This window comes from Candidatus Chloroploca mongolica, from assembly GCF_004762035.2.
GTDB lineage: Bacteria > Chloroflexota > Chloroflexia > Chloroflexales > Chloroflexaceae > Chloroploca > Chloroploca mongolica.
Map to the genome: position 1 here is coordinate 16,080 of NZ_SIJK02000067.1, position 11,007 is coordinate 27,086.

Genomic DNA, 11,007 nt, shown 5'->3' on the forward strand with positions numbered 1-11,007 from the left:
AAAGGCGGCCTCACCGTTCAACGTTCTTCCGCGAGGCACTCACCGAGCCATTGCTGCATCAAGCGCACGCCATCGGGGTGAATGCCGTGCCCTATTGGATACTCCTGGTAGGTATGACGTACGGGCAATGGTTCCAGCAAAGCACGGGTATGGTGGGCTGCCGTCACTGGAATCACATCATCATACGTGCCATGCATCTGCAAAATCGGCATGTTGGTCAGGGCTTCAGGCAAGTCGGTCGGCAGCAACTCGGGATCGAGATAGCCGCTCGAGGCAACAATGCCCGCAATTGCTTCGGGAATGCGCACCGAGAGCGCCAGGCTAATGATGGCCCCCTGACTAAAGCCAAACAGGTAAGTACGACGCGGATTGGTGCCAATCCGTGCTGGCAGATCGACCACAAACCGTTGGGCCAATTCCACCGCATGCGCCCGTGTCGTCGGGTCGGGAATCAGCCGTCCAGGTGTTCCCCCGAGATGATACCAGGCGTACCCACCCCACGGGAGCGTCAGCGGTGCGCGTGCGCTCACGACATAAAAGTGGGGGTCAACATAATTCGCCAGATCAAAGAGATCGTGTTCATTCGCCCCATAGCCATGCAACAGCAACAGCAGTGGGGGCGCCTCATTGGTTGTCTGGCGTGGTTTGCGTTCCATCGTATGGATCGTCGTCACGGAATGATCAACTCCTGGCCTATGCGCAGGCTATCAGCCTGCTCGGGCGTAAGATTATTCACGCGTAGCAGATCAGCCACACTCACTCCAAAACGCTCGGCAATGCCACGGAAGGTGTCACCAGCCACAACGGTATAACGCTGGCCCCCGGCAGGGGGTTCAGGCGTCGGTTCAGGTGTTGGCTCAGGTGTTGGCTCAGGTGTTGGCTCAGGTGTTGGCTCAGGCGTCGCCGTCGGCTCAGGTGTCGCGGTAGGCGTCGCCGATGGCCGTGGGGTCAACGTGGGAAGAGGGGGCGTCGTCGTTGGTCTCGGATCCTCTGTCGTCCCCGGGGCTAGCTCAAGCACCACCGGCGCCCCTGGCGGCGCCCCTGGCAACAGCAAGGTTAAATTGCCAACCCGCAACACATTTGCGTCGGCACGCGACAACCCTAGCGTGGCCCCTATCGCCAGGGCGAAGATCAGCGCAACACCGATCACCATGGTGCGTTCGCCAATCCGCCGATGCGCCAGGCGCAGCAGAAGAGCGCCGAGAATCGGCAAAACGAGAGCCACAAAGAGCAAAAGATACATCAATGATTGCGCCATAGCAGGATTATTGTACCATATGAGTTAGGCGCAGCGTTGCGACGTTGCGGTCTCGCAGAACGTATGCGGCGCACACGGCCAGCTTTGGTCGCCGTGTGCGCCAGCATACATACGATTCACCGATTATGCAACCTAACGAGCACCTATATGTTACCGCTACACTCCACTAGCGCCCGGCTCGCGGCTGCGATGCTCGGCTATTTCATCCTTGTGATCGTCTTGCTGACTCTCTACCCTTTCTACTTCGCGATCCCCACGCAGTTTGAAGTCGATCTACGTGTGCGACTCGACGATATCATCGAGAATATCATCCTGTTGCTTCCCATCGGCTTTCTCTACCGCCTGACTGGGGGGAGTCGCCGCGGAGCACTCATCTTGGGGTTCACCCTGAGCATAAGCATCGAGAGCCTGCAACTCTTCCTCCCGGTGCGTACAGCCGCCCCGGTAGATGTGGGAGCCAACACGCTGGGGGCGCTCGCAGGCGCATGGCTCTATGATCACCTGACGGCACGCATTGCGATGACACCTGCGATGGTTGGCCGACTGGCACTTGAAATTCCGCTGATGGGCCTTCTGTACTTGTTGATCCCCTTGCTCTGGATGAACTCCCTTGCCCTTGAGTCCGACCCTGACCGTTGGATGCTGACCGTACTGATCTGTATGAGCGGGGCGATCATTCTCAGTGATATCTACCGCATGTGGGGTGGACAGATCGGGCTACGCTCGAAGGGCTGGGTCGGCCTCGCCGCAGCAGGTTGGTGCCTGCTCGGGATGAGTCCGGGCTTCTTGCGCGTCCTCCCTACACTCCCGATGGTCATCGGGGTGGCCTTGCTCACCGCTGGCCTGGCGGCACGACCGTGGCACATGGTCGAACGCCGCTTCGAGCGCATCACCCTGAAGCGCATCCTGCCGGGCTTGATCCTCTACGTGATCTTGCTGGCCCTCTGGCCGCCGTTCCGCGAACTCACCGCATGGCACGGCACCTTTGGCCTGACTGACCGTATCGAGCCAGTGAACACCCGTTATCCCGCAGCCCTGCTTGAATACCTGGCGGCCTTTACGGTGCTCGGCTACATCAGTGCCGAATGGCGCGGACGGGCCGAACTCCCTTTCGTCCAGGATCTGCCTCGATTGCTGCTGGTCGCCCTCGGCGCAGCCCTCGTCCTGGAGTTACTCGTAGGCTTTCAGAAGGGGCATGGGGCCAGCTTTGTCCGGCTCTTATTCGTGGTCACGGGTGCCCTAAGTGGCGGCCTGATCTACAACCTGCAACGAAGCCATGTGCGCTTCCTACTTGGGCACCCAGAGCGTCTGAATAGATAACCACCTTGTGAATCTGTGGTATACTGAACGCTTAGTATGCGTCTGATATAGTGTCCTGGAGGAAATAGACACCTATGGTTAGAATTCGTCTTCGCCGCACTGGCAAGACCAAACAGCCTAGCTACCGCGTCGTTGTGGCTGATGCACGGTCGCCTCGTGATGGTCGGTTTATTGAAATTATTGGTCACTACAATCCTGTTCGCCAGCCCAAGGTGCTCGAGATCAAGGCTGATCGCGCACGCTACTGGCTTGGCGTTGGTGCTCAGCCGAGTGATACAGTCGTGCGGTTGCTCAAGCAGGTTCACGTACTCGATAGTGAAGGCAACCTTATGCCGGCTTCAACTGAGCCTGTCGAGGCGTAAGCGCAAGCGTGATCAGGCGTTGACTGATCAGATGTGCAGGGTTCGCAATGAAAGCACTGCTCGAATATATTGCGTTGAGCCTGGTGGATAACCACGAGGCCGTCCACATTAAAGAGCGCGTTGGTCGGTTTACCGTAACCTATGAATTATCTGTCGCCTCTGACGAGACGGGCAAGGTGATCGGGCGAAGTGGCCGTGTCGCCAAGGCTATCCGTGATTTGATGGGTGTAGCTGCGGCACGCCAGAATAAGCGTGTCCACGTTGATATTGAGTAACACGAGCTGCATGCAGGTTGCTGAACCGTGTGTTGTACCAGGGTGTCGGCAAGCTGCATGCGTTTTCTATCTGGATCTATGAGCGACGAGCAATTGCTATTAATTGGTCAGATCGTGGCCCCCTTTGGGGTAGAGGGGCAACTGAAGGTGCGCGGGTTGACCGACCGCCCCGATTATATTGCGCGCCACGTCAAGCGGCTCACGCTGCAAGTGGGCAAGCAGCGTGCCCAGTATACGATGCTGCGCCTCCACGAACATAAGCCTGGGCAACTTGTGCTGACGCTTGAGGGCGTTGCGAGTCGTGAGGCAGCCGAAGATTTGCGCGGGGCCGAGATCTATATCCACGAGTCTGAAGCCGCCCCCCTCGCCGACGATGAGTATTTTATTCATCAACTCATTGGGCTCAAGGTGGTGACGGTCGCCGAGCAAGCCGTTGGCACTGTGCGTGATGTCCTCACGACCGGGGCCGGTGAGATCCTTGTGATTACGCGCCCCGGTCAACCCGATGCGCTCGTCCCGATGGTTCACACCTTTATTGACCGCCTCGATCTCTCCGCTGGAGTGGTGGTGATCGACCCGATCGAAGGTCTCTTGTAAGACCTGGCTACCCTGGGCGGGCTTCGCCCGGCTATTCCGCAACCGGTAGTTTCATCCGGAAGGTCGTACCCCTGCCGACCTCTGAACGTACCGCCAGTTCCCCATGATGCTGCTCGATAATGCTGTAGCTGACCGCGAGGCCAAGCCCCGTGCCTTTGGTGCGCGTGGTGTAAAAGGGTTCAAAGATTTTCGGCAGATCAGAAGCGGCAATCCCCGCACCGGTGTCACTGATCTCAACCACGACAGCCGGACGTAGCGGCGGTTGCCGCCCCTGACTGCCCGAGACAGCAATATAGCTCGCGTCGTCAATATCAGGCGCGTCAGCGTCGATGAGATACGTTCGCACATACAAAATACCACCGTCAGGCATCGCTTCGAGCGCATTAAAGATCAGGTTGAAGCAGACCTGTTTCATATGGTTGCTAATCGCAAAGATCCGTGGGAGACGTGGTGCGCCTTCGCGTTCAATGCGGACACCCTGGGTGTGAACCTGATTTTCAATCAGGGTCAACACCGCATCAAGAATGTCATTGATCTCGACTGGGCGCATGCCCTCGCGGCTAGGCCGATAGAAATCGAGCATGCGCTGCACAATGCTGATAAGGCGTTCAATCTCATCCTGGGTCATCGAGAGGTAGATTTGGCGTTTCTCTTCGGTGAGGGGGCGACTTCGCATCAGATGCACCGAATTATGGATGGCCTGCAAGGGATTGTTGATTTCGTGGGCAAGCGATGCCGAGAGGCGCCCCAGCGCGGCAAGCTTTTCAGCCTGCACCATCTGTTGCGAGATACGCTGGCGTTCACTGATATCACGGGCTATCACGAGCAACAACTGCTGCCCTGCGTGCGGCACCCGGCTCACACTCGCGGCCACGGGCAGCGTCTGCTCGTGGCGGGTGCGTAACTCAGTCTCGATCTCGCGCTGTTCGAGCGGTTGATGGAGTTGGCCGTTGTAACGAACCGCAGCAAGCAGGGTCGCAAGGTCGGGAAAGAGCACGTCGGGAGAGAGCGCCATCAGATCCTGGTTTGGATAGCCACTCAACTGTTCGAGTGCCAGGTTCGCATCAAGAATCGACGACCCTGCTTCATCCAACAGCAGCACCGCATCAGTGGCGTGTTGCAACAGCGCACGATAGCGCGCCTCTGATTCGGCGACCTGTGTATAGAGACGGGCATTCTCAATCGCAATCGCTGCTTGCGCCGCCAAGAGCAGCAGCAACTCTTGATCAGCCTCGCTAAAGGGCGTACCACTCAACACCTTGGCTGCTGTCAGCACCCCAAGCACCCGATTCCCGGCCAGTACAGGCACGCACACTGCCGAGACAATCTGATCCTCAAAGAGCTTGCCCTGCAAATCTGCCGCTGGTGGTGACACAATTCCATTGTCATCAATACGCAGTGATTGGCGATGGGTTGCCACAAAACCCGACAGACTCTGTTGCACCGGGCTACGATGCCCCACGGTAATTGGCTCGGGCAACCCCGAGCAAGCGACAATCCGGAGCCACAGACCATCGTCTTCGAGGAGCATGAGTGAGGCGCGGTCGGCATCCAGTTCAGCCCGAACCGTTTCAATAATCTGCGCCTGCAAACGAGGCAGATCGAGTTCGCCAAGGAGGCGCTGGCCCACGCGGAGGGCCGGGCGCAGCGCGGCAACGCGATCGCGTGAACGGGCAGCGCGCCGCTCAGCGACCATCTCGAGGGCAATGCTCTTTAGTTCTTCAGGTGCAAACGGCAACAGCAACATCCCGCGTGCGCCAAAGCGCATAGCGCGCGAGGCATGGGCAACCGTTGTCTCAGCACTGATCAACAGAATCGGCGTATCCACCCCGCGCTCGCGCAACTGGGCCAGCGTCGCCATGTCAGCCTGGGCTGGGTCGGTCAGGTCAAGAATGACCAGATCATAGGTATTGGCAACCAGCACCCGGGCCGATGTCTCAACGGACCATTGATGGAGCACCGCAAACCCTGCCTTGCGGAGCGTCTCGGTACACGAACTACGCAACGCAGGATCAACAGCGAGCAAGAGCACACGTCCAACATGTTTCTGTTTCGTTTCCGACATAGGCCCCTGTAGCATGCTTTTTATGGGCTAAACCGACGTTCCAATTCGTGCCAGACGGCTTCAGCCGGAAGGTCCTGATCTTGCAAGAGCACCAGACTATGGTAGATCAGATCGGCCATTTCATAGGTCAATTCAGCGTGTGACCCATTTTTGGCCGCGATAATTACTTCGGCGGCCTCTTCCCCGATCTTCTTCCCAATGCGATCAACCCCACCGTGGAGCAACTTGGCTGTGTATGATTCTTCGGGCTGCATCGTACGGCGCAGGGCAATCAGATCAGCCAGACGCCCCAGGATGGCGGCAGGAGGGGCCGGACTGGATGCAGGTTCCCCATCGAGATCGCGATAAAAGCAACTCCGAGCACCCGTGTGACACGTCGGTCCAGCGGGTTCGGCAAGAACCAGCAACGCATCGCTATCGCAATCCTGACGGATGGCAACCAGATCCAGCCAGTTGCCGCTCGTCTCACCCTTGCGCCAGATCGTCTGCCGCGAGCGGCTCCAGAAGGTGACCCGCCCTGTTGTACGGGTTAAGGCAAGCGCCTCTTCATTCATCCAGCCAAGCATCAACACCTCGCCAGTGCGTGCATGTTGAATAATCGCTGGAACAAGGCCATTGGCATCGTATTTCATATAGACATGTCTCATCTTTGCAGCGGTACATACCGCTCACAGGTACCGGCAGAGAGCAACTAATGACGGAAATGGCGGCGTCCAGTAAAGACCATTGCCGCACCTGCGGCATCAGCGGCGGCAATCACCTCGGCATCGCGGACTGAGCCACCGGGCTGAATGATCGCTGTCGCACCAGCCGAAAGGGCCGCTTCGACCCCATCGGCAAAGGGAAAGAGCGCATCGCTCGCAACCACACTGCCCTGCAGCGACAGCCCGGCCTGTTGGGCCTTCCAGATGGCGAGACGTGAACTATCAACGCGGCTCATCTGCCCGGCCCCGATGCCCAGCGTACGGTCAGGGGCAGCGTAGACAATCGCATTAGACTTAACGTGCTTGACCACGCGCCAGGCAAAACGTAAAGCTTGCCACTCTTCGGACGTAGGGGCACGCCGGGTCACCACCTTTGTCTCTTCGGCTTCCGTCCGATCCGGCTCTTGGGCAAGCACCCCACCGGGCACACTACGTACTTGCAGACCAGCGAGGCTTGCAACCGGCTGCAATGCCCGCAGCAAGCGAAGATTCTTCTTCCGGGAGAGGAGCGCGAGCGCCTCGGGGGTGAAATCAGGGGCGATAATAATCTCGGTAAAAATCTCGGCAATGGCCTGAGCGAGGGCGGCATCGAGGGGCTGATTCACTGCAATAATCCCCCCAAACGGAGCCTCGCGATCGGTCGCAAAGGCATGTTCCCAGGCCTCAAGCAGCGTTGCTCCCATACCGACGCCACAGGGATTGGTATGTTTGACAATCGCCACAGCGGGGGTGGATGCAGCGGGGAACTCTTCAATCAACTCAGCGGCAGCAGCGGTATCGAGGATATTATTGTACGAAAGCTCACGCCCGTGGAGTTGGGCAAAAAGGCTATGGAACTCGCCATAGAGCGCCGCGTGTTGATGAGGATTTTCGCCATAGCGCAGGGGCTGAGCGAGCGGCCAGGCCTGACTGAGCGTACTGGGCAAAAGTTCATCATTAAGATAGGCGGCAATGGCGGCATCATAGCTCGCGGTATGAGCAAAGGCGCGGGCGGCGAGGCGGCGACGCACCTCAACCGGCACAGCCCCGGCCTGCAGATCAGCGAGCACCGGGGCATAATCAGCGGGATCAACGAGGGCCAGGACATCATGGAAATTCTTGGCCGCAGCGCGGAGCAACGCCACCCCACCGATATCAATCTGCTCAATCGCCTCATCGAGGGTCACCTCAGGGCGAGCGACTGTCTGCTGGAACGGATAGAGATTGACGACCAGCAGATCAATCGGAGCGAGGCCATGGGCTGCGAGTTGTTCGAGATGAGCCGGGCGATCGCGGCGAGCGAGCAAGCCGGCGTGAATAGCGGGATGGAGCGTCTTGACCCGACCATCAAGGATCTCGGGGAAGCCCGTCACCTCACTCACGGCTACGGCGGGCAAACCAGCCTCCACCAGCAAGCGCTGGGTATTACCAGTCGAAAGCAGCGTTACCCCCATCGCGTGCAGGGCGCGGGCGAGATCAACGACCCCGGTTTTATCATAGACACTGATCAGAGCGCGCACAACAACTCCATATGAAACAAGCCGATACAGACACACGAAAACCCTCCCCGAGGCGACGGGCAGGGTCGCAAGCTGCGTTATTTTACCACATCTCGACCCATGCTGTGCTTAGGCGCGCGCACGACTCAGGCGAGGTAGGCCTTGACGGTGACGAGGCCCACCTCGATCAAGCGCGTCAGAATCTCGCAGGTGCGGAACTCACCGAGGCCACTACGCTGAACAATTGCGTCGACACTATTCTTCCCATTCACCATCGTCAAGATCCGCCACTCGGTAGGATCGAGATCAATCTCGGCGGTACTGGAGGTTGGATTGATCAAAATCCGGGGCACCAGTTCAAGCGAAGGGAGAGTCTGCTCGATGCGGAGCCAGGTATCCTGGCGGTTGACGCCCTCCATAATCAAGAGTTCATTCGAGAGGGAGATCGTCGGCTGAGCGAGGCGTTGCTGATCGTCAAAACGAAAAGGGCCCGCTGTGAGCGCAAAGAAGGCATAGAGTGCAGCGAGGGGATCCAGACCGGGGCTCGTAGCCCCGATAATCTTGCCATCACGGAAATAGATCCAGCCTTCGAGGGCCTGCGCACGGCATTGCCCACTGAGGTAGACGCCACCGGTCTGCTTACTCAACTGGATAAGCTGGATAATATCAGTGAGTGGAAACTCACTCAAATCGCCTGCGAGGGCCATAGATATCTCAGGAGGATAGGCGAACACGACACCAGCGTCGTATTACAATTTACTAATAACCGCACGGCTAATCGCACGCAAGGTCTCGAAGACACCGGTACCCACAGTAGCGACGGCCTCGACGCGGGGCCAGTGCATACGAGTCACCCCGAGGAAATGATCCATTGTCTGGACTGGAGCCAGCACCTCTTTCGGCAAATCGCGCTTATTATACTGCATCACAATTGGGAACTCGGCAAAGCGCTTATTCTGGCGCGTAATATTCTGGGCAAGTTCCTTCAAACTATTCACATTCTCTTGCATTTTACTCTTATTCGAGTCAGCGACAAAAACGACGCCATCGGCCCCATTGAGCACCGCAACGCGAGTACGTTCATAGAGCACCTGACCGGGAACCGTGTAGAGGTGGAAGCGGGTCTGAAAGCCACGTACCTTCCCGAGATCGAGGGGCAAAAAATCAAAGAAGAGAGTGCGTTCCGTCTCGGTGGCAATCGAGAGCAAATCGCCCTTGACCTCTTTGGGAACCTGACTATGGATATAGCGCAGATTCGTCGTCTTGCCGCACATACCAGGGCCATAGTACACGATCTTACAGTGGATCTCACGAGCTGCAACATTGATCAGCGCCATAGATTTTCTCGTATACCTGCACAAAGCAGCGACCAGGGCGCAGGCAGGGCCACACTGCGCAACGGCGAGAAACGCTCGCAAAGCATTCCCGGCCACCTCCTACGGCTAGTCGCGGAACAGCAGATCGATGGTGTCTTCCATCGAAGTGCGGAACGATGAGCCCAGCACCTCATCGCGGGCCTTGTGTTGCTGACGCACCCGTTCGAGCACCGAGGCCAGTTCATCGGTCGCCTTCTTGGTCAACACCTTCACAAGGCCGATATGGGTTCCTTTGTTAAAAATAATACAGAGTATCCACTGTTCTTCAATCAGAGCAATGAAAATATTCTCACGCACCCCCTGTTGGAACGAAGCTCGAAAATCGCGTTCACGGAGCAGTTTCGCGACCTCACGTGACGAAGCGAAGACGCCTGCGATCAGCGCCCCGAGGGCAGTAATATCCTGGCGATCACCGTCCCCTTGCGAAGAGATAACCTGCCCACTCTTATCGAGGAGCAGCGCATAATCGCTGCCCGTATCCTCAACAAGCCGAACAAGACACTCCTCGATGTGCCTGAGTTCTTCAGTCGGGACAATGATACTTGTCAACTGTGGATCCATCACGGCCTACCTTGATCTTGTGCCTGTGGGCAGATATGTAGCTGTTGGTTTCGTAAAATTATAGCACAGTGCTGATCAGATTGCGCTCAAAGCTTCGAGCATTGCCATGCGATGCTTGGCAACAAGAAAGCGAAGATAGCCCAGGTCATCACGGCTATTGGTCATGATCAGCAGCAGCGCATCGCTACTCATTGGTTCAATGATCACGAGGCCCTCGCCATATTCCAACACCATCTGGCGAGGTTCACCTTTGGCTATTTCACGCCCAAGGGCTTCGGCGAGCACCAGACTATTCGAGGCCACGGCACAGATAGCATCGACGTCGTGCTCGGCTTCAGCCAGGCTTTCGATGAGCAACCCATCGGGAGCAACAACAGCGGCGAGTTCAACACTGGACAGCGTCCGAAAGCTATTCAGCAGATTCTGCAAATGACTGCTCATAGGGCGCGATTTCCTTGACAGGGTACGGAGCCGAGGCAACACTAGCGCGTCTACCTCTGCTTATTATACACATTGGGCGAACCAAGGCATGACCAGTCATGCCTACGTTTCATTGCCATTCGTGCGCTCACGCTCTTTGGGGGGGGCGTCCGGTACGAATATTGCGGAGTGAATACACCGTTGCGGCCAGCGCACGATCCGCCCAGCCATAGATCGTCGGGCGACTCTTCGCGAGTTCTTCGGCAATTTGCGTGACATTCGTACGATACTCGGGGTCAAACGTAGCAAGGTTAATGCGAGCCGACGCCACAATTTGCTGAATCTCTTCGATCGTCAGGCCGTGCTCGTGCATCAGTTTCCTGGCTCGCTTGCTGGTTAGGTCGAGCTGCATCCGTTCGCTCCTTGCCAACCCTATTGCAAATCACGCCTACAGATACCGCTTTCAACCTTTCGAAGTGTAAGCACTTATTATCATATCATGCAGCCTTCAGGCTGTCGAGTCTTGTGTGCGCCTACGCAGGGCTGATGCAAAGTCAGGCCCGGAACAAGAGGCGGTCGATGGCGGCCGCC

At 57.5% G+C, this 11,007-nt stretch carries 14 protein-coding genes; 4 read left to right on the top strand and 10 right to left on the bottom strand.

The features are described from left to right. Window positions 1-17: 17 nt before the first annotated feature. Window positions 18-674: an alpha/beta hydrolase gene (locus EYB53_RS21990; protein ID WP_135481116.1), complete on the bottom strand. Its 657-nt coding sequence runs from the start codon at window positions 672-674 to the stop codon at window positions 18-20. Next, window positions 671-1,258, bottom strand: a complete 588-nt coding sequence (locus EYB53_RS21995) for a LysM peptidoglycan-binding domain-containing protein (protein ID WP_135481119.1) — start codon at window positions 1,256-1,258, stop codon at window positions 671-673. Before EYB53_RS21995 ends, EYB53_RS21990 begins: the two co-directional genes overlap by 4 nt. 147 nt (window positions 1,259-1,405) lie before the next feature. Here EYB53_RS21995 and EYB53_RS22000 point away from each other — a divergent pair, with 147 nt between their 5' ends. The 4 genes from EYB53_RS22000 to rimM all read left to right on the top strand — a co-directional run bounded on the left by EYB53_RS22000 (window position 1,406) and on the right by rimM (window position 3,812). Next, a complete protein-coding gene (locus EYB53_RS22000; protein ID WP_167857546.1) occupies window positions 1,406-2,578 on the top strand; it encodes a VanZ family protein in 1,173 nt (390 codons plus the stop codon). Window positions 2,579-2,652: 74 nt separating this feature from the next. Next, window positions 2,653-2,940, top strand: coding sequence for a 30S ribosomal protein S16 (gene rpsP, locus EYB53_RS22005; RefSeq protein ID WP_135481123.1), 288 nt, complete (start codon window positions 2,653-2,655; stop codon window positions 2,938-2,940). A gap of 47 nt (window positions 2,941-2,987) precedes the next feature. Continuing rightward, complete coding sequence (locus tag EYB53_RS22010; RefSeq protein WP_097651020.1) at window positions 2,988-3,215, top strand: KH domain-containing protein; 228 nt, start codon at window positions 2,988-2,990, stop codon at window positions 3,213-3,215. A 78-nt stretch (window positions 3,216-3,293) separates the two neighbouring features. After that, window positions 3,294-3,812 carry a ribosome maturation factor RimM gene (gene rimM, locus EYB53_RS22015; RefSeq protein ID WP_254151188.1) on the top strand — a complete coding sequence of 173 codons (519 nt, stop codon included), beginning with the start codon at window positions 3,294-3,296 and terminating at the stop codon, window positions 3,810-3,812. A gap of 31 nt (window positions 3,813-3,843) precedes the next feature. On the opposite strand, the gene EYB53_RS22020 is transcribed toward rimM, so the two are convergent. The 8 genes from EYB53_RS22020 to EYB53_RS22055 form a co-directional block, all read right to left on the bottom strand. After that, complete coding sequence (locus tag EYB53_RS22020) at window positions 3,844-5,877, bottom strand: hybrid sensor histidine kinase/response regulator (RefSeq protein ID WP_135481127.1); 2,034 nt, start codon at window positions 5,875-5,877, stop codon at window positions 3,844-3,846. Between the two features lie 20 nt (window positions 5,878-5,897). After that, window positions 5,898-6,509 carry a bifunctional phosphoribosyl-AMP cyclohydrolase/phosphoribosyl-ATP diphosphatase HisIE gene (hisIE, locus tag EYB53_RS22025; RefSeq protein WP_135481129.1) on the bottom strand — a complete coding sequence of 204 codons (612 nt, stop codon included), beginning with the start codon at window positions 6,507-6,509 and terminating at the stop codon, window positions 5,898-5,900. Window positions 6,510-6,568: 59 nt separating this feature from the next. Continuing rightward, complete coding sequence (purH, locus tag EYB53_RS22030; RefSeq protein ID WP_135481131.1) at window positions 6,569-8,080, bottom strand: bifunctional phosphoribosylaminoimidazolecarboxamide formyltransferase/IMP cyclohydrolase; 1,512 nt, start codon at window positions 8,078-8,080, stop codon at window positions 6,569-6,571. 125 nt (window positions 8,081-8,205) lie between these two features. Further along, a complete protein-coding gene (locus EYB53_RS22035) occupies window positions 8,206-8,766 on the bottom strand; it encodes a DUF4388 domain-containing protein (RefSeq protein WP_135481134.1) in 561 nt (186 codons plus the stop codon). A 42-nt stretch (window positions 8,767-8,808) separates the two neighbouring features. Beyond that, the gene (locus EYB53_RS22040) at window positions 8,809-9,396 is read right to left on the bottom strand and encodes a GTP-binding protein (protein ID WP_135481136.1); all 588 of its coding nucleotides are present in this window, start codon (window positions 9,394-9,396) and stop codon (window positions 8,809-8,811) included. 105 nt (window positions 9,397-9,501) lie between these two features. Beyond that, window positions 9,502-9,996: a roadblock/LC7 domain-containing protein gene (locus tag EYB53_RS22045; protein ID WP_135481139.1), complete on the bottom strand. Its 495-nt coding sequence runs from the start codon at window positions 9,994-9,996 to the stop codon at window positions 9,502-9,504. Between the two features lie 75 nt (window positions 9,997-10,071). Then, window positions 10,072-10,437, bottom strand: coding sequence for a roadblock/LC7 domain-containing protein (locus EYB53_RS22050; RefSeq protein ID WP_135481142.1), 366 nt, complete (start codon window positions 10,435-10,437; stop codon window positions 10,072-10,074). Window positions 10,438-10,564: 127 nt separating this feature from the next. After that, window positions 10,565-10,828 carry a hypothetical protein gene (locus EYB53_RS22055; RefSeq protein WP_135481144.1) on the bottom strand — a complete coding sequence of 88 codons (264 nt, stop codon included), beginning with the start codon at window positions 10,826-10,828 and terminating at the stop codon, window positions 10,565-10,567. Between the last annotated feature and the right edge of the window lie 179 nt (window positions 10,829-11,007).